The sequence below is a fragment of the Chitinophaga sp. SVR4-12A genome (genome assembly GCF_056754765.1).
This window is the reverse complement of the sequence record NZ_JBPGWP010000001.1, coordinates 5,977,205-5,998,967: the sequence shown is the minus strand read 5'-3', so window position 1 is coordinate 5,998,967 and position 21,763 is coordinate 5,977,205. Positions and strand designations below refer to the sequence as shown.

The window sequence follows — 21,763 nt, the reverse complement described above, 5'->3', positions numbered from 1 at the left end:
ACAATTAATAATTAAGAAGCGAAGGAGCTGTGCTGCGTTTGACATTGGTATTGCGGGTATTAATTATTAATCATCAATTATTCATTAAATGATCTTCATCTTTTCTGCGTCCCAGTTGATCGCCTGTTTTTTAAAGTAGCTTTCATTGGTAAGCAGCGCAGGGCCTGCCGCTCGCAGGCCAAAGGTAGCATCTTCCACTACTGTTTTACCTGAGCGCATGGCTTCAAAGAAATTCACGAAGTGGTCATACCTGTCGTCATAACCTGCGGGAGCCGCAAATTTGCTTTCGGAGGTATCTCCCTTGCGGGTATTGGGAGGATATTTGGCATTGTATTGCTTTTCAAATGCAGCCTGCTGCTCCTTTGTAAAGGTATTATAGGTATCCCATCCTCCGTAACCGGGGGCTACAGGCAGTTTATGTTTTTTGATACGGAAATCATTCCAGCCCATATCCAGCACCCCTTCGGTACCGATGAAACGGGTTTGTTCCCCACCGCCGCTGCCATCTGCAAAGTTCACGCGGAGCGTTGCCTGGAAGGCAGGATGCTCTTTGGTTTCGGGATAATCAAAGATGGCCACTACTACATCCGGCACATCGCGGCCGTCTTTCCATTGCACCAGGTTACCACTGGCAAAAACGCGGTTGGGGCCTAATGCACCGGTGATAAAATGCAGGCCTGAAATAAGGTGCACAAAGAGGTCTCCCGGTATGCCGGTGCCATAGGCCTGGTAGTTACGCCAGCGGAAAAAGCGCACCGGATCAAAGGGCACTTTGGCGGTATCTTTCAGGAAGGTGTCAAAGTCAATATTCTTTGGACTGGCGTCCGGCGGGATGGAATATTGCCAGGCGCCGAGTGCATCATGACGGTCGTAACGGGCCTCCACCACATTGAGCTGACCTATTTCGCCTGCCAGGTATCTTTTACGCGCCTCAGCAAGCGCAATACTGCTTACCCGCTGGCTGCCTACCTGGAACACGGCCTTTGTTTTTTGCTGGGTGGCTATCACTTTGTGCCCTTCTTCTATCTGCTGTACCATTGGCTTTTCACAATACACGGCCTTTCCTTTTTCCATAGCGTGAATGGAAATGGTATCATGCCAATGATCGGGCGTAGCCACGATAACGGCGTCTATATCCTTTCGCTCCAATAGCTCGCGGTAGTCGCGAGTGGTGAAAACGTTGGCGCCATATACTTCTTTTACTTTCTGCAAATGCCCGTCATACAGGTCTGCCGCAGCTACAAATTCCACGCCGGGCACTTTCAATGCGGTATCTACGTCGCCAAAGCCCATGATGCCCATTCCTACGCAGGCAATGCGTATCTTATCGTTAGCAGATATACGGGTTTCGGGTTGTAAGAGATGTACCTGTTCTTTGCCCAGCGCCGCTAAGGGACCAACCCCCAGTATCGCGGCTGTACTGCCCAGCTGCCTGATGAATTTTCTACGGGAATTACCTGACATAAGCCTAATTTTTACACGTGGATAGATGAATTATAATAATAAAAAGAATTTGGAAGATAGCCAATTTGTTGTTGAAAGGCGGCAAAAACGGAATGCTGTAAGACGTGGAATCTGGTTATTGGTCTAAAAAAATCAAAGGGTTTGAGCACTGATAACAGTTCTCAAACCCTCAAACCATCTATTGGAAATACTTTATTTCTCGTAGGTAAAGCCGGACCTGATAAATTCGCGGTTCAGGCGGGCGATATTGGTGAGCGAGATCTCTTTGGGACATTCCGCTTCGCAGGCGCCTGTGTTGGTACAGCTGCCGAAGCCTTCCTTATCCATCTGGGCCACCATGTTCAGCGCCCTGGTGCTTCTTTCAGGATCACCCTGTGGCAGCAGCGCCAGCTGGGATACCTTGGCAGAAACGAAGAGCATCGCTGAAGAGTTCTTACAGGCTGCTACGCAGGCGCCGCAACCGATACAGGCAGCAGCAGCAAAAGCAGCATCCGCTTTATCTTTCGGGATGGGTATCGCGTTGGCGTCTACGGCATTACCGGTGTTTACGGAGATGTAACCGCCGGCTTCAATGATGCGGTCAAAAGCGCCACGATCTACCGTCAGGTCTTTCAGCACCGGGAAAGCGCCTGCCCTCCAGGGCTCTACGGTAATGGTGTCGCCATTCTTGAAGGCGCGCATGTGCAGCTGGCAGGTAGTAGTACCAGCCCAGGGACCGTGCGCACGGCCGTTAATATGCATGGAACACATACCGCAAATACCTTCACGGCAGTCATGATCGAATGCTATCGGTTCTTTTCCCTCGTTGATCAGGCGTTCATTCAGCACATCGAACATTTCCAGGAAGGACATTTCGGAAGAAATATCTTGTACCTGGTAAGTCTCAAACCTGCCCTGATCATTTTTATTTTTTTGCCTCCACACTTTTAATGTGAGGTTCATAGTATAATGTTCCATTGTTATGGCTGTATTATCGTTACTAATTATTTGTAGGAGCGTTGAGTAGGTTTAGCTTCTTCGAAGAGCAAAGGTTCTTTATGCAGTTCGTATGAGCTGTCTCCTTTGTACTCCCAGGCAGCTACGTAGGCGAAATTATTATCGTCGCGCAGCGCTTCACCTTCTTCTGTTTGTGATTCTTCGCGGAAGTGACCACCGCAGGATTCACGGCGGTTCAGGGCGTCGAGGCACATCAGCTCACCCAGCTCCAGGAAGTCGGCCACGCGGCCTGCTTTTTCCAGTTCAGGATTGAACTCATCTGCGGTGCCGGGTATACGCACATCTTTCCAGAACTCAGCGCGGAGCGCTTTGATCTCTTCGATGGCTTCTTTCAGGCCTTGTTCGTTACGGGCCATACCGCACTTATCCCACATGATCTTGCCCAGCCTTTTATGGAAAGAGTCTACTGATTTGGTGCCCTTGATGTTCATCATACGATCGATGTTGGCCTGCACCTGTTTCTCTGCTTCTACAAAAGCCGGATGATCTGTAGGAATGGCTTTGGTGCGGATCTCATCTGCGAGATAGTTACCGATGGTATAAGGGATCACGAAGTAGCCGTCTGCCAGGCCCTGCATCAGCGCAGAAGCGCCCAGGCGGTTAGCGCCGTGATCAGAGAAGTTGGCTTCACCCAGTGCGTACAGGCCGGGAACGGTGGTCATCAGCTCATAATCTACCCAAAGGCCGCCCATGGTATAGTGTACGGCGGGATAGATCCGCATTGGTACTTCGTAAGGATTTTCACCGGTGATCTTTTCATACATTTCGAAGAGGTTACCGTATTTCTCGGCCACCACTTCCACACCCAGCTGTCTTACCTGCTCGGCGGTAGGTGAATGCAGGCCGCGTTTACCTGCTTCGATCTTACCGTAACGCTGGATAGCTGCAGCATAGTCCAGGTATACCGCCTGTTTGGAGCTGCCTACACCGTAACCGGCGTCGCATCTTTCCTTAGCGGCCCTGGAAGCCACGTCGCGCGGTACCAGGTTACCGAATGCAGGGTACCTTCTTTCCAGGTAGTAATCCCTTTCTTCTTCGGGTATATCAGCCGGCTTGCGGTTATCGTCTTTTTTCTTGGGCACCCATATGCGGCCGTCGTTACGCAGCGATTCGGACATCAGGGTCAGTTTGGACTGATGTTCGCCCGAAACGGGGATACAGGTAGGGTGGATCTGTGTATAGCAAGGGTTGCCAAAGTAAGCGCCCTGTTTGGTTGCTTTCCAGGCGGCTGTTACGTTGGAGCCCATCGCGTTGGTAGAGAGGAAGAACACGTTGCCGTAACCGCCGCTGGCCAGCAATACTGCATGACCGAAGTGACGTTCCAGCTTACCGGAGATCAGGTCGCGGGCGATGATGCCGCGGGCTTTACCGTCGATCTTTACGATCTCCAGCATTTCGTGGCGGCTGTAGAGGGTAACGTTACCCAGGGCCACCTGGCGCTCCAGTGCAGAGTAAGCGCCCAGCAACAGCTGCTGGCCTGTCTGGCCGGCTGCATAGAAGGTACGCTGTACCTGTGTACCGCCGAAAGAACGGTTACTCAGCAGGCCGCCATATTCGCGGGCAAAGGGAACGCCCTGCGCCACGCATTGGTCAATGATGTTGCCGCTCACTTCAGCCAGCCGGTGTACGTTGGCTTCGCGGGCGCGGTAGTCGCCGCCTTTTACGGTATCATAAAACAGACGGTATACAGAGTCACCATCGTTCTGGTAGTTCTTGGCAGCGTTGATACCACCCTGTGCGGCAATACTATGCGCACGGCGGGGGCTATCCTGAAAGCAGAAAGCTTTAACCTTATAACCCAGTTCGCCCAAGGAAGCCGCTGCTGAAGCGCCTGCCAGGCCGGTACCCACTATGATCACTTCCAGTGAACGCTTGTTTGCAGGGTTCACCAGCTTACAATGACCTTTATAATTCTCCCATTTCTTATCTAAAGGGCCTGCAGGAATTTTTGCATCCAACATATATATCGTGCTTTACTGAATTAATGATTGAATAATATATACACAGGAATAATGGCAAAACCGATGGGGATCAGTATTCCGAACAGCCATATCCCAACGAAGCTGATCAAACCGTTGTACTTCACGTGATTCAGGCCAAAGGTCTGGAAGGCGCTTTTGAAGCCATGGATCAGGTGAAAAGACAGGCCGATCATCCCGATCACGTAGATGATCACCCATACCGGGTTTGCAAATACCTGCCATACAATGGTGTACAGGTCTTTGATAGGCTCTCCGTTCGCTTCATAGCTTACGGTAGGCAGCTCGGCGTAATGGAATTTTGCCCAGAAGTCGGCCAGGTGAATAACAATGAAGATCAGCAGGATACTGCCCATGATGGCCATCTGGCGGCTGTACCAGGAAGAGGTTTGGTTACCGGCGTTGATAGCGTATTTTACCGGGCGCGCCCTGCGGTTACTAAAAGTAAGCTGCAAGGCAATGAACGCATGCAATACGATCACTATTTTCAGGCCCCAGGCTATGAACTGGATCAGGCTGTTGTGCCCCATGAATGCGGCATAAGAATTAAAGGCCTTACCGCCGTCTTTATACAGCAGCTGGATGTTACCCGCCAGGTGCACCAGCACAAAGCTGCAAAGGAAAAAACCGGTAGCGCCTACTAATAATTTCTTGCCAATGGAGGTGTTAAAGAATTGTGACCACTTCATATAAAATTCTGAGCTTCCTTATAAGTTATATGATAAAAATGATAATATCTCGAAACGTCGGGCAAATTTAACGCAGGAAAAATTAAATCCAAATGATATTTCTCAGTTTTCGGAGAGGGCCCTACTCGAGGCGCCTCATCATCACATTATCAATCATATTATATAAATGTTGCGGCTGATAGGTCCGCCATTTATCGTTCTCCAGCAGGTGAACATAGTTGTCCAGGTGAGCTTTTGTAAATTCCTGGCGGGTTTGCTCGGGCATATTAAGGCTGACGAGCCAGCCGCCATCGTCGCGGATATCTTCCCACCATTCTTCATAGTAGCAATCGTCTGAAGAGTGGAAATTCATGACATTTTCGGTGATGAGGATGAATTTTTTGATACCCTGGGAGGTCATGACGTCGATCACTTCCCGTTTAAGGGTCATAATATCATTCTCGATAGCGTCATTCCATTCTCCCAGCAGTTCGATAATGGCGAAGTTGAACTGGTAGTCTGCAAACAGGATCTTCATATACAGCGTACGTGACCCGAATTCATCCCATTGGGGATGCACGTAATAATTGTATACCGTGTTAGTGAATTCAAATTCGCTGTATTCCCTGCCATAGAACGGGGAGAGCTCGTCATCCTCTGCTGTATACAAATGCCGCCAGTTATAATATGGTTCTATATCGTGCATGGGTTTCCTGGCAAAGTTAAGTCATCTTACCATATTCCTCCACCGCCTTTCTGACGCTGCCTGCTTTGAGCAGCCATTCTTTGGCGGTGTCATAATCTTTGAGCTGCAGCCTTTCCATCAGCATTTTCACGCCGCGGTCTACCAGCTTATCGTTGCTGAGCTGCATGTTCACCATTTTATTGTCTTCTACCCTGCCCAGCTGGATCATTACAGCGGTAGAGATCATATTTAATACCAGTTTTTGCGCTGTTCCACTCTTCATGCGGGTGCTGCCGGTGATGAACTCAGGGCCCACCACTACCTCTACGGGATAGTCTGCTGCTGCCGAAAGCGGCGCATCCGGGTTACAGCAGATGCTGCCGGTGATGATGTTTTCCTCACGGCATTTCAGGAGCGCGCCTATTACATAGGGCGTGGTGCCGCTGGCCGCTATGCCCACTACTACATCTTTTTCGGTGATATTAAATTCCAGGAGATCTTTCCATCCCTGCTCGCGATCGTCTTCTGCAAACTCCACTGCTTTACGGATAGCGCCGTCGCCACCGGCAATAATGCCTATTACCAGGCCGTGCGGCACACCGAAGGTGGGCGGGCATTCCGAAGCATCCACAATGCCCAATCTGCCGCTGGTGCCTGCGCCCAGGTAGAACAAACGCCCACCGGCCAGCATCTTATCTGCTATGGCCGCTACCAGCTTCTCGATCTGCGGAATAACCTTTGCAACCGCCTGGGGCACGGTCTGGTCTTCCTTGTTTATATTGGTCAATAACTCCGTTATGCTCATTTGCTCGAGATGACGGTAGTGGGAGGTTTGTTCAGTTACTTTTACGAAAGACATTATTTCAATTTTACTTAGATCTACTTTATCTCCTCATGAAACCTGATGAGACCATCCATGGGGTTACGCAGCACGGATCCCAGTTGCAGCTCATAGAGTTCGCAGAGGGCCTGCAGCACATCCCTGAAGTGCCAGGCGACGCTGCCGGTGAAATGCAGGGGATGGGTCCAGCTTTCGCGGTACTTATAGATATGATTAAAGAAAAAATCATTCAGGCCGTCTTCCAATATGTTCTCCACGATAAAATGCCCGCGGTTCTCACTGAGGAAAACGGTGAAGCCCGCCAGGTAACGGTTGGCCATGGGCCTGCGGTACACATTCTCCAGGATCTCGTCTTTATTGGTATTATACTTGGCGTCGAAGCGTGCTCTCAGCTCTTCGTCAAAAGAATTGTAGCAGTAATACTGCAGCAGCTTACGGCCCATATAGGCGCCGCTGCCTTCATCTCCCAGGATAAAGCCGAGGCCCGGGTTATTACGGACGATCGTGGCGCCGTCGTAATAGCAGCTATTGGAGCCGGTGCCCAGGATGCTGGCGATACCGGGGCTGTGCTGACAAAGTGCGTGCGCCGCTGCCATCAGATCGTGCGATACAGCGATCTTTGCAGCGGGAAATACCCCCCGCAGCGCCTCCTCCATGATCTGTATACTCTTGGGCTGCGAACAGCCGGTGCCATAATAATAGATCTCCTCTACCTCAATATCAGGCGGCAGGTTAGGACGTAATTCTTTTTCCAGTATTTCGCGTACCTGGGGCGCCGTTAGAAAATAAGGGCTTATACCCTGCGTTTGATAACGGAAATGATCCACAGCTGTCAACAAGCTCCAATCTGCCTTGGTAGAACCACTATCTGCTATCAGCTTAACCTTTACAGGCATATCCGTTGATTTATGAAATTAATGAAGCGCAATATAAATATGCTATTTTTGTCACAATTTAAACAAATCGGAACTACATATACAAATGCTGAGAAAATTAGCTCCAGGCCCACAAGCTACAAGCTGATACAATATAGAAACATATGTCGAAGAACAGAAAGCTGAATGTTTTTTTACCTCTCTTATTTGCGGCTGTACTGGCATTGGGAATGTACCTCGGGCATAAAATGCCAGGAGCGCAGAACAGCGTAGCCACTGTGCTTTTTAACCGCGGCAGCCGCAGCGCCTTACAGGAAACCATGGACCTTATCAGGGTAAAATATGTGGACACCCTTAAAGTAGGCGACCTGCAGCAGGAGGCCATAGAAGGCCTGTTAAGCCACCTGGACCCACACTCCATCTATATTCCACCTACCAGCCTTACAGAAGTAAATGAAGACCTGGAAGGGAACTTTGAAGGCATTGGCGTGGAATTCAATATCATCGCAGATACGGTAAACGTGGTATCTGTACTGGCAGGCGGCCCCTCGGAAGCGGCAGGCGTGCTCACCGGCGATAAAATCATCAAAGTGAACGACAGCCTGGTGGCGGGCGGCGATATTACACCGGACAAGATCCGTAAACTGCTGCGCGGCCCTAAAGATTCAGAAGTAAAGGTGACTATGCTGCGTAAGCGGCAGCCGGTAGACATCCGGATCAAGCGCGGCGTAATACCCCTGTACAGCGTTGACGCCAGCTATCTTATTGCGCCTAAAACGGGCTATATCAAGATCAGCAAGTTTTCGGCCACCACCTACCAGGAGTTTATGGAGTCGCTGCGCAAACTGCAACGGCAGGGGATAGAAAAGCTGGTGATAGACCTGCGCCAGAACCCCGGCGGTTTCCTGGATGCCGCTACCCGTATCGCAGACGAGCTGCTGGATGGCAATAAGCTGATCCTGTATACCAAAGGCAAAAGTTATCCCCGCACGGATTATAAGTGTGAGAAGCCCGGCCTGTTTGAACACGGCCAGCTCGCCATACTGACCGATGAGGGTTCTGCCTCTGCCAGTGAAATACTGGCCGGCGCCATACAGGATTGGGACCGCGGTATGATCATCGGCCGCCGCACCTTCGGTAAAGGCCTGGTACAGGAACAATTTGACCTCAGCAATGGCGGCGCCCTGCGCTTAACAGTAGCCCGCTACTATATACCCTCCGGCAGAAGTATCCAGAAGGATTACAGCAACGGACGGGACGCTTATGACGAGGATATTGTGAACCGCTTCAACCATGGCGAGTTCCTGAACAGGGACAGCATCAAACCCACCGACACCGTACCTTACAGAACAGCCAAAGGCAGGATCGTATATGGCGGTGGCGGCATTACTCCCGATATTTTCATTCCTTTTGATACCAGCCGTTTTTCTCCCGCATTAACGGAGCTGTACACACGCAATACCTTCAGTGATTTTGCCTACAGCTACTATAACAATCACCAGGATGAGCTGAAACGGTATAAAGACGCCAGTGCCTTTAACCAACAGTTCCAGGTAAGCAATGACCTGTATGCTGAGTTCAAAGAGTTTGCGCGCAAAGACAGCATCTCGCATATTGACCGACTGACCGCCAAAGACGAAGTAGAGGTACGGAACCGTATCAAAGCGGTGATAGCAAGGCAATTGTGGCGTACGGAGGGTTACTATGAAGTATCCAACTCGTTTGATCCGCTGGTAAGAAAGGCGGTAGAAGAGTTGAAATAAAAAGTCGTCAGTGGTTAGTCGTCAGTTGTCAGTGATCAATGCGGAGCTTGTATTCGCTGCATTTACTGACAACTGACCACTGACAACTAACAACTGACAACTGACAACTAAAAAAGGCCATTCACCAATTGGTGAACGGCCTTTTTCTTAACTTCTTGCAAGAAAGCTATTTAAGGATAACTTATCTTACGATTAGTGGTGCGCAGCGCTATCAGCGGGAGCAGCAGTTGAATCAGTTGCAGTAGAATCAGCTACAGCAGTAGTGTCAACGGTAGGAGCTGCCAGTGTGTCTACAGCAGTAGTAGCAGTAGAATCAGTAGTAGCTTCAGAAGCTCCGCTGTTGCAGGCAACGAAAAACAGACCTGCAGCGATGGCGAACACGAATAATTTTTTCATACTCTAGATAAGTGATTAGTTTTAAGATCGTGCAAATTTATATAAATATTTTCGAATATAAAATATATCTTTCTGTAATACGTTATTTTTTACCGGTTTTCATATCAATTGACTACTTCTTCCTGAAGAATAATCTCACCGGAACCCCCTGAAAATCAAAATTCGCACGCAGCTGATTCTCCAGGTAATTCTTATAGGGCTGTTTCACATCATCCGGCAGGTTACAGAAAAAGGCGAAAGCCGGGGTATGTGTGGGCAGCTGGGTCACGTATTTGATACGAATAGGCGTGCCTCTCACCACCGGGGGATGGTAAGCTTCAATAGCCTTCAGCATGACATCATTGAGCTTTGAGGTGGGGATCTTACGCTCGCGGTTCTCATATACGCGCAGCGCTTCCTCAATGGCTTTGAAAATACGCTGTTTATCCGGAACGGATGTAAAGATGATGGGCACGTCTGTAAAAGGCGCCAGTCTTTGTTTCAGCTCCTTCTCGTAATCGCGGGCGGTATTGGTTTCCTTTTCGATCAGGTCCCATTTATTTACCAGGATGACTATTCCCTTTCCTTTACGTACCGCCAGGCTGAAGATGCTCAGGTCTTGCGCTGTAATGCCTTTTTCAGCATCCAGCAGCAGGAGGCAGATATCCGCCTCATCCATCGCTTTAATGGCACGGATGACGGAGTAGAATTCCAGGTCTTCATGCACCTTGGCTTTACGGCGTATACCAGCTGTATCTATCAGCACAAATTCTTTCTGGAATAATTTGTAATGGGTATGAATGGTATCGCGGGTAGTGCCTGCGATGTCTGATACGATGTTACGCTCCTCTCCTACCAGCGCGTTGAGCAGGGAGGATTTACCTACGTTAGGCTGGCCGATGATAGCTATCTTGGGAAGATCGCCGTCTTTCGGTTCTGCCTGCTGCAGGTCTTCTGTGATGAGGGCAGCTACATCGTCGAGCAGTTCGCCGGTGCCACTGCCTGTGATAGAGGAGAGGAAGAAGATACGCTCGAAGCCGAGGCTGTAGAACTCTGTGGCTTCCAGCAGGCGTTCGCTGTTGTCTACTTTATTGACCACCAGGAACACGGGTTTGGAAGACCTGCGCAGCAGATCTGCTACATCCGCGTCGAGGTCTGTAATACCGGTGGTTACATCGCACATGAACAGCAGCACGTTTGCTTCTTCCATGGCGATCTTTACCTGTTTGCGGATCTCACGCTCAAAGACGTCTTCACTGTTGGCTACGAAACCGCCAGTGTCTATCACGTTAAAGGTCTTTCCATTCCATTCTGCAATACCATATTGGCGGTCGCGGGTCACCCCGCTCACATCATCCACGATGGCTTTGCGTTGTTCCAGCAAACGGTTGAACAATGTGGATTTCCCCACATTGGGACGGCCGACGATGGCAACTGTAAATCCTGACATACACTTGAATTATAGAGCTGCAAGCTGCTAGCCACAAGCGGCAAGCCACCTGCATTTTATTATAAAATTCTATTTTTAGTCCTTTCAATGCTACATTGCTTGTGGCTTGAAGCTTGCAGCTTGAGGCTATTAATATCCGTATTCCCTCAAATACGTATCGTTATCACGCCACTTGTTCCTTACCTTGACAAACAGCTCCAAAAATACTTTTTGGCCGAGGAACTTTTCGATGTCCTGACGGGCCAGCGTACCCAGCTGGCGGATGGATTTTCCTTTCTCTCCCAGGATAATGGCCTTCTGTGTTTCGCGTGTCACAACAATTTCTGCTGAGATCTTCACGAGGGTTTGCTTTTCCTGGAACTGGGAAACTACTACGGTTGTATGGTAAGGAATTTCTTCTTCAAACAGCTGGAAGATCTTTTCGCGGATCATCTCGGCCACAAAAAAGCGGGTAGACTTATCCGTTAAGGTGTCTTCCGGGTAGAAGGGCTCGCTTTCGGGCAGGAAGGCTACTATACGCTCAAGCAGGTCTTTGATGCCCACCTTCTGCATGGCAGAGATGGTTACTACGGCTGCTTTGCCCCAGGCCTCGCAGCGGGCTTTCACTGCTGCCAGCTCTTCTTTTTTGAGCAGGTCTGATTTATTCAGCACCAGGATGCAGTGAACCTTCAGCTTCAGGGAATCGAATAACTGAAGATTTTCTTCCACGTTATCTTTTGCATCCATGATGAGCAGCGCTACATCTGCGTCTTCCAGGGCTGATTTTACAGCGCCCATCATCTTTTCGTGCAGGCGGTACTTTGGGTCGATAATACCGGGTGTGTCTGAAAAGACGATCTGGTAACCGGGATCAGTAACAATGCCGGTAATGCGGTGGCGGGTGGTTTGCACCTTCGGGGAGATAATAGCAAGCTTTTCGCCTACCAGGGCGTTCAACAGGGTGCTTTTACCTGCGTTGGGCTTACCGAAGATGTTTACAAATCCCGCTTTGTGCATAATGACTAGTGTTTCCCTCCAGGGAGCCATTTAATAAGCAGAGCGTATGAAGCAACTTCAATGTGTTTGTGCTATACCCAGGCCCTGCATAAGGCTCTACTATGATGAAATAAAATAAAAAAAGCCGAATTACTTCGGCTCTTTTTTTGTTTCCTGTAGCGAGGAGAGGATTCGAACCTCTGACCTTCGGGTTATGAGCCCGACGAGCTACCTCTGCTCTACCTCGCAATGTGGGTGCAAAGGTATGTTGTGGTTTTTATTCCACCAAATCTTTTTTGAATGATTTTCAATTTCTTTTAAAAACCCTGTGATGAATGCTGCAAAAACAACACCAGAATTTCCTGCTTTATCAACAGGCAAAAGGCCGGTCGTGTTGCGTACGACCGGCCTTTTGCAGTTGCAGGTTTACGTGCCTAAAACGGCAGTTCATCCGATGGCTGGTTCAGCGCATCATCTTCATCGCCTGCTGCGGCGGCCTGTCGCTGGCGATCATCATCGCGGCGGCCCGGGCTCAGCAGCTGGATGTTCATTACTTTCAGCTGCAGCTGGCCAACAGTTTCGTTCGCCCGGTTAGTGAACACGTCCACTGTGGGAAAGCCTTCTACATACACCTGCGTGCCCTGCAAAAGATAGGGCGCCAGGTTCTCTCTTTCCCACAGCGCACAATCCACCCAGGTGGTCTTTTCCTGCTGTACGCCTTGCTGGTTCCTGAAACGTTCTGTGTGGGCAACATGGAAGCGGAGCACTATTTTGTCATTCACTTCCCTTTGGATGGCATCTTTGCCCAAATAGCCGATGAGCTGAAGTTTGATCATCAGGTACAATTTAAACGGTTGGTTAACGAATAGATGTTCTGAAAATAGAGAGAGAAGTGCAAACGGAAGGTAGGACAAAATTATATTCCCAAAAAATATTTTCTTTTTTTAATCCCCATGGACCTAACTTTGCCGTATCATTTTATCACCTCGGGGTGCCTTACTGTCAGGCTGAGATCACACCCGTTGAACCTGTGACCAGGTAATGCTGGTTAGGAAAAAACTAAACAGATGAGACATTTAATGCTTTTGTTGCTGCTTTGCTGCAGCAGCGCGCTGTATGCACAGCAATCTATCACCGGTGTGGTGACAGACAAAACCAATGGCCAGCCCCTGGCGGGTGTTTCCGTTGTTATCCAGGGCAACACCACCAACGGAACACAAACAGATGCCAAGGGCCGCTATCAACTTCCCGTACCTTCCAGGGGCAGCTACCGCTTACAAGCCAGCTACCTGGGTTTCCGCACCTTTACCACTTCCCTTGCCGCCGGCGCTGCTCCGGGAGAACTGAACATTCAGCTGGAAGAAACAGGCTTGTTCGTACAACCTGTGGAGATCAGCAGCCTGCGCGCTGGTAAAAATGCACCCTTTACCAGCTCTACGCTGAGCACAGAGGACATCAAAAAACAAAACCTGGGACAAGACCTGCCCATCCTGCTGAACCAGTTGCCCGGTGTAGTGACCAACTCCGACGCAGGTAACGGCATTGGTTATACGGGATTACGCGTGCGCGGTTCAGATATTACCCGCATCAATGTGACCGTAAACGGTATTCCTATCAATGATGCAGAATCTCAGGGCACCTTCTTTGTAAACATGCCCGATTTCGCCTCTTCCGTGAACAGCATACAGCTGCAACGCGGCGTAGGTACCTCTACCAACGGCGCGGGCGCTTTCGGCGCCACGCTGAACCTGAGCACGAATGAATTCCGCGACAAAGCCTATGGTGAGATCAGCAACAGCTACGGCTCTTTCAACAGTTGGAAACACACCGTTAAAGCAGGTTCTGGCCTGATCAAAGACCATTTCACTATTGACGCACGCCTTTCCAAAATATCGTCAGACGGCTACATAGACCGCGCCAGCTCAGACCTGAAATCGTTCTATACCTCGGCAGCTTACATCTCCAAGAAGACCGCGATCCGCCTGAACGTGTTCTCTGGTAAGGAAAAAACTTACCAGGCATGGAACGGGGTACCGGAAGCCCTGCTGAAAACAGACAGGACCTACAACTCCGCCGGTACGGAGAAGCCAGGCACACCTTACGATAATGAAACTGATAATTACCAGCAGGATCACTATCAGCTGTTCCTGAACCAGGAGATCAATTCCGGGCTTAACTTCAACGTAGCCGTGCACTATACCCGCGGCCGCGGATACTATGAGCAATACAAGGCGCAGCAGACATTTGCGGATTATGGCCTCACCTCGCCCGTGATTAACGGAAGACCGGTGGATACCACTGACCTGGTACGTCAGCTGTGGCTGGATAATTATTTCTACGGCGCCATCTTCTCCATCAACAGCACGCATAAGAAACTGAACTGGAGCCTGGGCGGCGGCTGGAACCGCTATGACGGCAACCATTATGGCAAGATCATCTGGGCACAGTACGATATTGAGAAAGATCATAAATACTATGACCTCGACGCTTTCAAAACAGACCTCAATGTATACTGGAAGGGAGAGCTAACCCTGACAACGGCCCTCCACCTGTTCGCAGATCTGCAATACCGCAACGTACGCTACAATATTGACGGCTTCAGGGATAACCCTACGCTGTTCCAGCACAATACTTACCATTTCTTTAATCCTAAAGCGGGCATCTACTACTACCTGGATGAACGCAGCCAGGTGTATGCATCCTTCGCTATCGGCAATAAAGAGCCTAATCGCGACGATTTTGAAGCAGGCGCCAACCAGACGCCCAAACACGAAACGCTGCGGAATATTGAAGCCGGATACGTGCTGCGCAACAACCACATCAACCTGCAGGCAAACGTGTATTACATGGATTACAAGAACCAGCTGGTGCAGACAGGCAAGCTGAATGATGTAGGCGCCTATACCCGTACCAATATCCCGAAAAGTTACCGGGCAGGTATTGAGCTGCAGGGCAGCGCACGTTTGAACAACGTATTCTCCCTGGCCGTAAATGCAGCATTCAGCCAGAATAAAGTGAAAGATTATAGTGCGTTTATCGACAACTATGATGCAGGCAAGCAGGATACTGTTTCCTACGGTAATAAGGACATTGCCTTTTCGCCCAACCTGGTGGCAGGTTATACGCTGACTATACAACCGCTTAAAAACCTGCAGGTAGACCTGCTGGGTAAATATGTAAGCCGTCAGTACCTGGACAACACCGGGAGCAAGGAGCGCAGCCTGAACGCTTATTACACCAGCGATGTGCGCCTGTCTTATTCCGTACCGCAAAACCTGTTCAGGGAACTGGGGCTGCAGGTGATGGTGAACAACGTTTTCAACAAGAAATATGAGCCTAACGGCGCCACCTATACGTGGATTGCTGATGGTAAATTAGTTTCTGATAACTATTATTACCCGATGGCGGGAACTACTTATATGGTAGGGTTAACGGTGGGCTTCTAAAGAAGGCCTTCATCCTACGTCATTGCGAGGAGTAGTGAAGACCGGAGCGTGGGACGACGAAGCAATCTTTTAATTGATCTCCGCGAAGATTGTATTAAAAGATTGCTTCCCGCAAGCCTTATATGGTCTCGCAATGACGGGGAGGAACAGCATTCAACCCTTCAGCGCTTAAAATATTTTATTGCAACAAAGCCTCTATTGCCTTCTCTACCTTCTCAAAAGGAAATGCTTTTAACACGCCATCCATCAACTGGTTCACCTGCTCTGTACACAGGTTGCCGATGCTACCAGCGTGAGTATGCTGCACCGTTTTCTCCGGAACAAAAGTACCTTTCTCTATATCCATGCCCACCTGCCTGTAAGCCTCACGGAAAGGCACGCCTTCCAGCACCAGTTTGTTCACCACTTCCACGCTGAACAGGTAGCGATACTTCTCATCATCCAGGATGTTCTCTTTCACTTTCATGTTCTCCAGCATCAGGCTGGTCATCTGGATACAGTTGCGTAATACCTGAAATGCGGGAAAGAGATTTTCTTTCAACAGCTGCAGATCACGGTGGTAGCCGGACGGCAGGTTGGTGGTCATCATGGCGATCTCGTTGGGCAATGCCTGCAGCTTATTGCCATAAGAGCGGATCAGTTCCCATACATCCGGGTTCTTTTTATGCGGCATGATGCTGGATCCCGTGGTCAATTCATCCGGGAAGCTGATGAAGCCAAAGTTCTGGTTCATGTACAGGCACGCGTCCATAGCCAGTTTGGCAAGAGTGGCGCCTAATCCCGCCAGTGCAAACGCTACTATTTTTTCCGTTTTACCGCGGCCCATCTGTGCGTATACCACGTTGTAGTTGAGGGCTTCGAAACCCAGCAATTTGGTGGTCAGCTCACGATCCAGGGGGAAAGAAGAGCCGTATCCTGCTGCAGAGCCAAGTGGATTTTTGTTCACCACTGCATATGCTCCATGCAATATGGTGAGGTCGTCCACCAGGCTTTCTGCATAGGCGCCCAGCCAGAGCCCGAAAGAGGATGGCATGGCGATTTGAAGGTGTGTGTATCCGGGTAACAGGTGATCCCTGTATTGTACGCTTTTTTGCTGCAGCAGGTCAAATAATCCTTTTACGTCGTTCACCAGTGTCTGCAGCTCATGGCGCAGGAAGAGCTTCAGATCTACCAGCACCTGGTCGTTACGGGAACGACCGCTGTGGATCTTCTTCCCTACTTCTCCCAGGCGGCGGGTAAGCAGCAGCTCCACCTGTGAGTGAATGTCCTCCACGCCTTCTTCCAGGGTGAAATTACCAGCCTGGATCTCTTTATAAATCTTCTTCAGCTCCTGCTGCAATACCGCCAGCTCTTCTGCTGTTAAGAGGCCGATGGTTTCCAGCATGGTGATATGCGCGAGAGAGCCCAGCACGTCAAAAGGCGCGAGGTAAGCATCCATTTCACGGTCCCTGCCTACAGTGAATTTCTCTACTGCATCCAGGGCTGATCTATCTTTTTGCCATAATTTCATAGCAATTAGTTGTTAGTTGACAGTTATCAGTTGACAGTTCTCGGTTGACAGTTATCCGTAGTGATCGATCACTGACAACTGATAACTGTCAACTGACAACTAAAAATTATACTTAGAAAAAATTCGTTCTTTGATCTCCGGCCATTCTTCTTTCAGTATACTGAAATAAACGCTGTTGCGCAGGCGTCCGTTGACCACTATCATGTGATGGCGGAAAATGCCTTCCTGCTTAGCGCCGATGCTCAGGATCGCATTTCTTGATTGCGTATTCAGCTCGTCTGTTTTCAGCTCTACCCTGTTGAGGCCTTCCACTTCAAACGCATGCTGCAGCATGGCATACTTCATGGCTTTGTTAAGGCCTGTGCCCTGCAGCGCGGTATCTATCCAGGTAAATCCTATTTCAGCGCGTTTATGTGCAGGTACTACCGCAGTAAAGCGTGTACTGCCTGCTACCCTGTTCTCCTGTTTGTCGATGATCACAAAGGGAATGCCTTCCTTTCGCTCCCGTTCCTGCATGGCCTGGCTGATATATTTTTCCAGTGCACTACGCTGTGTAAGATCCACTGTACCTACTGCCCACAATGCAGGCTGCGCGGCTACGGACTGCAGGGCATCTGCATCTTCCGGCTGCAATGGCCGTAACAGCACGCGTTTGTTTTCCAATACCGGGTAGAAATCCATCTTATAAAATTTCTTGCAGTAATTTAATATAAGTGTCAATCCCCTGCCTGATCTCATCCAGATAGATGTACTCATCTGCCGTATGAGAACGCGCTGAATCGCCAGGACCTATCTTGATGGAAGTAGCGGGTATCAGCGCCTGATCTGATGTGGTAGGTGATCCATACCAGGTTTTACCCATACGGATGCCTGCCTGCACGATCGGATGATCCAGCGGGATACCGGAAGGCCGCATACGCATAGAGCGCGGCTTTACATCACAGCTAACGTGCTGCTGAATAGTAGCCAGCACCTCTTCCAGTGTATACTTGTCCGTTACACGGACATCCACTACAAAAGAACAATCTGCAGGCACTACGTTATGCGCTTTATTGGAAGTGTTGATCACCGTTACGCTCATTTTGACGGGCCCCAGTGTTTCAGATACTTCCGGGAACTGGTACTCACGGAACCAGCTGATATCCTGCAGCGCTTTGTAGATGGCATTCTCTCCTTCATTACGGGCGGCGTGACCAGCTTTGCCATGACTCACACAATCCAGCACCATCAGTCCTTTTTCTGCAATGGCCAGCTGTGTTTGCGTGGGCTCTCCCACGATCGCCAGTTCAATAGCAGGCAAGCGGTCCAGGATGCTTTCTATACCATTCACGCCGCTGATCTCTTCTTCTGCCGTAGCTGCTATCATCAGGTTGCATTTCAGATCGGGACGGTCATAAAAATGCAGGAAAGCAGCGATCAGACTTACCAGACAGCCACCCGCGTCGTTGCTGCCAAGGCCGTATAATTTATCATCCACCACATCCGGACTGAAAGGATCGCGGGTATATTGTGGATTCGGTTTTACTGTATCGTGATGGGAATTCAGGAGGATAGTAGGCTTAGCAGGATCAAAATGCTTGTTCTGCGCCCAGACGTTATTGAGGTGCCGTTGATAAGGCACTCCCTTTTCAGCCAGCAGGTTGCCTATCAGCTGAGCGGTGCCCTGTTCTTCCCTGCTGAGGGAAGGCGTTGCGATCAGCTCTTGTAACAATTTAACGGCATCCTGGTATAACTGTTGGTTCCACATAGTTAGCATATTAGTGTACCGGCTACATTACCGGTCGTATTGCTCCTCACATCGGCCGCATGGCCTATCAGGACCTCCTTCACGCCGCTTTCGATGGCAGCGAACGCATTTTCGAGCTTGGGCAGGATACCTTCTGTGAGTACCTTCTCTTCCAGCAGCTGTGCGTGGATCGTCCGGTTGATCAGGTGGATCACTGCATTATCATCCTGCGGATCACTGAGCACACCCTTCTTCTCGAAGCAGTAGATCAGCCTTACTTCATAATGAGCAGACAATGCAATGGCCAGTGAAGCCGCAATGGTATCTGCATTGGTATTCAGCATGCTGCCCTGCGTATCGTGCGTAAGCGGCGCGAACACCGGTGTAAGACCAGCGTCCAGCATGGCTTTCAGCGGACCTACATTCAGCTTTGCGGTATCTACATCTCCTACAAAGCCGTAATCTATTTCCTTTACCGGGCGTTTAACAGCAGGGATCACATTGGCGTCAGCACCGGTCATACCGATGGCGTTACAGCCCAGGGCCTGCAGTTTAGCTACCAGCTGCTTGTTTACCAGTCCGCCGTAAACCATGGTCACTACGTCGATGGTAGCAGCGTCGGTAATGCGGCGGCCGTTCACATACTTTGATTCGATGCCCAGCTGGTCTCCTATACGGGTAGCGACCTTACCGCCGCCGTGGATCAGGATCTTCGGTCCGGAGATCTGTGCAAAGTCTGACAGGAAAGATTGCAGCAGCGCTGGATTATCAATCACATTACCGCCTACTTTTATTACGAACAGCATATTGATCAGCTATTTTTTAAGATCTCGCTCAACACTGCCTGTGCGGCCCATACACGGTTACCTGCCTGTGGTATTACAATAGACTGTGGCCCGTCCAGCACTTCATCAGCAATCACCACATTCCTTCTTACAGGCAGGCAGTGCATTACTTTAGCGTTAGGCGCCTTCGACAGTTTCTCATTGCTGATCATCCAGCTGCTATCTGTACAGGTGATCTTGCCATAGTCGCTGTAGGAAGACCAGTTCTTCACATACACAAAGTCTGCATCTTCCAGGGCTTTGTCCTGGTTGTACTCAATAGGCGCATTGCCGCTGAACTTAGGATCCAGTTCATAACCTTTGGGATGTGTGATCACAAAGTCTGCTTCTCCCCAGGCGTTGATCCATTGTGCAAAGGAGTTGGGCACGGCCTGTGGCAGCGCTTTTACGTGCGGGGCCCAGGTCATTACCACCTTCGGCTTACGTTTCTCCTGCCAGTTCTCGCGGATGGTAATTACATCCGTAAGGCTCTGCAGCGGGTGCAGGGTAGCGCTCTCCAGGCTTACGATGGGAACGCCGGCGTATTTAATGAACTGGTTGATATATTTCTCCGTATAGTCTTCCTCTTTATTCTTCAGTCCGGGGAAAGTGCGTATGGCCATGATGTCAAAATATTGTCCCATCACAGCTGCTGCTTCTTTCACGTGCTCTGTGGTGTTACCGCTCATGATAGCGCCGTCGGTCATCTCCAGCGCCCAACCTTCTTTATCGATGTTAAATACCACTACTTCCATTCCCAGGTTCTTTGCGGCTACCTGTGTACTTAACCGTGTTCGCAGACTAGGGTTCAGGAAGATCATTCCCAATGTTTTATCGGCCCCTAATGTTCTGTCTTTGAACGGGTCTTTCTTGTAGCCCAGAGCGGTCTCCACCAAACGCGGGACACCTGGAACATCGTCTACGGAAATAAATTGTTTCATCTTTGTTAGTTGTTAGTTGTCAGTTATCAGTTGTCAGTTATCAGTGATTGAAAGGAATAAGGCAATCGAGCCAAGCCCTGACAACTGACAACTAACAACTGACAACTTTATATCATTTCTTCAATTCTTCTTCGAAAGCGGCCAGGAACTGATCTGCCTGGGCCTGCGTGAGGGCCAGTGACGGCAGCAAACGGATCACGTTCGGTTTGGCTTCGCCGGTGAAGATCTTATGTTTGAATAACAATTCCTTCCTGATGTGGTTCAGTTCTTCGGGCAGCTCGATGCCGATCATCAAACCGCGTCCTCTTACTTCCCTGACGTGGGGCAGCGTGCTCAGTTGCGTCATCAGGTAGTTGCCTACCTGCTGGGCATTCTGTATCAGCTTGTCCTGCTCAATTACTTCCAGTACTGCCAGTGCAGCGGCACAAGCCAGGTGATTACCACCAAAAGTGGTGCCCAGCAGGCCGTAAGAAGCCTGGATATGCGGGGCAATGATAATGCCGCCTACGGGGAAGCCATTGCCCATGCCTTTCGCCATGGTGTAGATGTCTGCATTTACGCCCGCGTAGTCATGAGAATAGAACTTACCACTCCGGCCGTAGCCACACTGTACGGAGTCTGCAATGAACACGGCGTTATGCGCGTCACAAAGGCTTCTGATCTTTTGGAGGAAGGATTCGCTGGCTACATTAATGCCGCCTACACCCTGGATACCTTCTATGATCACAGAAGAAACGGCGTGCTGCTGGAAAGCTGCTTCCAGCGCCTGCTGATCTTCCCAGGGCAGGAACACCACGTTATCTGTTTCGTTCACCGGCGCTACGATCTTCGGGTTGTCTGTAGCAGCCACTGCGAGAGAGGTACGGCCATGAAATGCTTTTTTAAAAGCAATTACTTTCTTTTTGCCGTTATGGAAAGAAGCCAGCTTCAATGCGTTCTCATTGGCTTCTGCGCCGGAGTTGCAAAGGAAGAGCTGATAATCTTCCTTGCCAGACACTTTACCCAGCTTTTCCGCCAGCTGCTGCTGTAACGGGATCTTGATAGAATTGGAATAAAAACCGACTTTATGTAGTTGATCTGTTAAACGTTGTACGTAATGCGGGTGTGTGTGCCCGATGGAAATTACGGCATGTCCGCCGTAGAGGTCCAGGTATTGCGTGCCTTTATCGTCCCAAACAATGGAGCCTGCAGCTTTTTCTATCGTGATATCGTTGATCGGATATACGTCAAATAGTTTCATAATAA

General features: G+C 49.8%; 19 protein-coding genes and 1 tRNA gene. 2 read left to right on the top strand and 18 right to left on the bottom strand.

The features are described 5' to 3' along the window. Positions 1-84 precede the first annotated feature (84 nt). The 7 genes from ACR9Y8_RS24395 to ACR9Y8_RS24365 form a co-directional block, all read right to left on the bottom strand. Positions 85-1,464 (bottom strand): Gfo/Idh/MocA family protein, encoded by a 1,380-nt coding sequence (locus ACR9Y8_RS24395; RefSeq protein ID WP_481215864.1) that lies wholly within the window; start codon positions 1,462-1,464, stop codon positions 85-87. 192 nt (positions 1,465-1,656) lie between these two features. Next, positions 1,657-2,421 carry a succinate dehydrogenase/fumarate reductase iron-sulfur subunit gene (locus tag ACR9Y8_RS24390; RefSeq protein WP_481215863.1) on the bottom strand — a complete coding sequence of 255 codons (765 nt, stop codon included), beginning with the start codon at positions 2,419-2,421 and terminating at the stop codon, positions 1,657-1,659. Positions 2,422-2,447: 26 nt separating this feature from the next. Next, positions 2,448-4,421 (bottom strand): fumarate reductase/succinate dehydrogenase flavoprotein subunit, encoded by a 1,974-nt coding sequence (locus tag ACR9Y8_RS24385; protein ID WP_481215862.1) that lies wholly within the window; start codon positions 4,419-4,421, stop codon positions 2,448-2,450. Between the two features lie 20 nt (positions 4,422-4,441). After that, positions 4,442-5,128, bottom strand: coding sequence for a succinate dehydrogenase cytochrome b subunit (locus tag ACR9Y8_RS24380; protein WP_481215861.1), 687 nt, complete (start codon positions 5,126-5,128; stop codon positions 4,442-4,444). 121 nt (positions 5,129-5,249) lie between these two features. Further along, entirely contained in the window at positions 5,250-5,813 is a 564-nt protein-coding gene (locus ACR9Y8_RS24375; RefSeq protein ID WP_481215860.1) for a hypothetical protein, read from the bottom strand. 16 nt (positions 5,814-5,829) lie between these two features. Then, a complete protein-coding gene (gene murQ, locus ACR9Y8_RS24370; protein ID WP_481215859.1) occupies positions 5,830-6,651 on the bottom strand; it encodes an N-acetylmuramic acid 6-phosphate etherase in 822 nt (273 codons plus the stop codon). A 20-nt stretch (positions 6,652-6,671) separates the two neighbouring features. Then, a complete protein-coding gene (locus tag ACR9Y8_RS24365) occupies positions 6,672-7,529 on the bottom strand; it encodes an N-acetylglucosamine kinase (RefSeq protein WP_481215858.1) in 858 nt (285 codons plus the stop codon). Positions 7,530-7,672: 143 nt separating this feature from the next. Between ACR9Y8_RS24365 and ACR9Y8_RS24360 the strand changes: the two genes are divergently transcribed. Then, positions 7,673-9,271 carry a S41 family peptidase gene (locus ACR9Y8_RS24360; RefSeq protein ID WP_481215857.1) on the top strand — a complete coding sequence of 533 codons (1,599 nt, stop codon included), beginning with the start codon at positions 7,673-7,675 and terminating at the stop codon, positions 9,269-9,271. A 192-nt stretch (positions 9,272-9,463) separates the two neighbouring features. On the opposite strand, the gene ACR9Y8_RS24355 is transcribed toward ACR9Y8_RS24360, so the two are convergent. From ACR9Y8_RS24355 to ACR9Y8_RS24335, 5 genes are all read right to left on the bottom strand, one after another. Beyond that, a complete protein-coding gene (locus tag ACR9Y8_RS24355; RefSeq protein ID WP_481215856.1) occupies positions 9,464-9,667 on the bottom strand; it encodes a hypothetical protein in 204 nt (67 codons plus the stop codon). A 112-nt stretch (positions 9,668-9,779) separates the two neighbouring features. Then, a complete protein-coding gene (gene der / locus ACR9Y8_RS24350; RefSeq protein WP_481215855.1) occupies positions 9,780-11,096 on the bottom strand; it encodes a ribosome biogenesis GTPase Der in 1,317 nt (438 codons plus the stop codon). A 129-nt stretch (positions 11,097-11,225) separates the two neighbouring features. Then, the gene (gene era / locus ACR9Y8_RS24345; protein ID WP_481215854.1) at positions 11,226-12,092 is read right to left on the bottom strand and encodes a GTPase Era; all 867 of its coding nucleotides are present in this window, start codon (positions 12,090-12,092) and stop codon (positions 11,226-11,228) included. Between the two features lie 156 nt (positions 12,093-12,248). Beyond that, positions 12,249-12,320: transfer RNA gene (locus tag ACR9Y8_RS24340), tRNA-Met, on the bottom strand. Between the two features lie 185 nt (positions 12,321-12,505). Next, a complete protein-coding gene (locus ACR9Y8_RS24335) occupies positions 12,506-12,907 on the bottom strand; it encodes a single-stranded DNA-binding protein (RefSeq protein ID WP_481215853.1) in 402 nt (133 codons plus the stop codon). Positions 12,908-13,138: 231 nt separating this feature from the next. Between ACR9Y8_RS24335 and ACR9Y8_RS24330 the strand changes: the two genes are divergently transcribed. Then, positions 13,139-15,517 (top strand): TonB-dependent receptor, encoded by a 2,379-nt coding sequence (locus tag ACR9Y8_RS24330; RefSeq protein ID WP_481215852.1) that lies wholly within the window; start codon positions 13,139-13,141, stop codon positions 15,515-15,517. A 178-nt stretch (positions 15,518-15,695) separates the two neighbouring features. Here ACR9Y8_RS24330 and argH read toward each other — a convergent pair whose 3' ends face one another. The 6 genes from argH to ACR9Y8_RS24300 form a co-directional block, all read right to left on the bottom strand. Next, the gene (gene argH / locus ACR9Y8_RS24325) at positions 15,696-17,027 is read right to left on the bottom strand and encodes an argininosuccinate lyase (protein ID WP_481215851.1); all 1,332 of its coding nucleotides are present in this window, start codon (positions 17,025-17,027) and stop codon (positions 15,696-15,698) included. A 99-nt stretch (positions 17,028-17,126) separates the two neighbouring features. Further along, positions 17,127-17,708, bottom strand: coding sequence for a GNAT family N-acetyltransferase (locus ACR9Y8_RS24320; RefSeq protein WP_481215850.1), 582 nt, complete (start codon positions 17,706-17,708; stop codon positions 17,127-17,129). Position 17,709: 1 nt separating this feature from the next. Then, positions 17,710-18,774 (bottom strand): M20 family metallo-hydrolase, encoded by a 1,065-nt coding sequence (locus ACR9Y8_RS24315; protein ID WP_481215849.1) that lies wholly within the window; start codon positions 18,772-18,774, stop codon positions 17,710-17,712. Positions 18,775-18,776: 2 nt separating this feature from the next. Beyond that, complete coding sequence (gene argB / locus ACR9Y8_RS24310; protein WP_481215848.1) at positions 18,777-19,559, bottom strand: acetylglutamate kinase; 783 nt, start codon at positions 19,557-19,559, stop codon at positions 18,777-18,779. 5 nt (positions 19,560-19,564) lie between these two features. Then, positions 19,565-20,518 carry a Rossmann-fold NAD(P)-binding domain-containing protein gene (locus ACR9Y8_RS24305; protein ID WP_481215847.1) on the bottom strand — a complete coding sequence of 318 codons (954 nt, stop codon included), beginning with the start codon at positions 20,516-20,518 and terminating at the stop codon, positions 19,565-19,567. A gap of 112 nt (positions 20,519-20,630) precedes the next feature. Further along, positions 20,631-21,758 carry an aspartate aminotransferase family protein gene (locus tag ACR9Y8_RS24300; RefSeq protein ID WP_481215846.1) on the bottom strand — a complete coding sequence of 376 codons (1,128 nt, stop codon included), beginning with the start codon at positions 21,756-21,758 and terminating at the stop codon, positions 20,631-20,633. Between the last annotated feature and the right edge of the window lie 5 nt (positions 21,759-21,763).

Coding starts and splice junctions, on each gene's coding strand:
- ACR9Y8_RS24395 (WP_481215864.1), bottom strand. CDS start 1,464: ATGTCAGGTAATTCCCGTAGAAAATTCATCAGGCAGCTGGGCAGTACA.
- ACR9Y8_RS24390 (WP_481215863.1), bottom strand. CDS start 2,421: ATGGAACATTATACTATGAACCTCACATTAAAAGTGTGGAGGCAAAAA.
- ACR9Y8_RS24385 (WP_481215862.1), bottom strand. CDS start 4,421: ATGTTGGATGCAAAAATTCCTGCAGGCCCTTTAGATAAGAAATGGGAG.
- ACR9Y8_RS24380 (WP_481215861.1), bottom strand. CDS start 5,128: ATGAAGTGGTCACAATTCTTTAACACCTCCATTGGCAAGAAATTATTA.
- ACR9Y8_RS24375 (WP_481215860.1), bottom strand. CDS start 5,813: ATGCACGATATAGAACCATATTATAACTGGCGGCATTTGTATACAGCA.
- murQ (WP_481215859.1), bottom strand. CDS start 6,651: ATGTCTTTCGTAAAAGTAACTGAACAAACCTCCCACTACCGTCATCTC.
- ACR9Y8_RS24365 (WP_481215858.1), bottom strand. CDS start 7,529: ATGCCTGTAAAGGTTAAGCTGATAGCAGATAGTGGTTCTACCAAGGCA.
- ACR9Y8_RS24360 (WP_481215857.1), top strand. CDS start 7,673: ATGTCGAAGAACAGAAAGCTGAATGTTTTTTTACCTCTCTTATTTGCG.
- ACR9Y8_RS24355 (WP_481215856.1), bottom strand. CDS start 9,667: ATGAAAAAATTATTCGTGTTCGCCATCGCTGCAGGTCTGTTTTTCGTT.
- der (WP_481215855.1), bottom strand. CDS start 11,096: ATGTCAGGATTTACAGTTGCCATCGTCGGCCGTCCCAATGTGGGGAAA.
- era (WP_481215854.1), bottom strand. CDS start 12,092: ATGCACAAAGCGGGATTTGTAAACATCTTCGGTAAGCCCAACGCAGGT.
- ACR9Y8_RS24335 (WP_481215853.1), bottom strand. CDS start 12,907: ATGATCAAACTTCAGCTCATCGGCTATTTGGGCAAAGATGCCATCCAA.
- ACR9Y8_RS24330 (WP_481215852.1), top strand. CDS start 13,139: ATGAGACATTTAATGCTTTTGTTGCTGCTTTGCTGCAGCAGCGCGCTG.
- argH (WP_481215851.1), bottom strand. CDS start 17,027: ATGAAATTATGGCAAAAAGATAGATCAGCCCTGGATGCAGTAGAGAAA.
- ACR9Y8_RS24320 (WP_481215850.1), bottom strand. CDS start 17,708: ATGGATTTCTACCCGGTATTGGAAAACAAACGCGTGCTGTTACGGCCA.
- ACR9Y8_RS24315 (WP_481215849.1), bottom strand. CDS start 18,774: ATGTGGAACCAACAGTTATACCAGGATGCCGTTAAATTGTTACAAGAG.
- argB (WP_481215848.1), bottom strand. CDS start 19,559: ATGCTGTTCGTAATAAAAGTAGGCGGTAATGTGATTGATAATCCAGCG.
- ACR9Y8_RS24305 (WP_481215847.1), bottom strand. CDS start 20,518: ATGAAACAATTTATTTCCGTAGACGATGTTCCAGGTGTCCCGCGTTTG.
- ACR9Y8_RS24300 (WP_481215846.1), bottom strand. CDS start 21,758: ATGAAACTATTTGACGTATATCCGATCAACGATATCACGATAGAAAAA.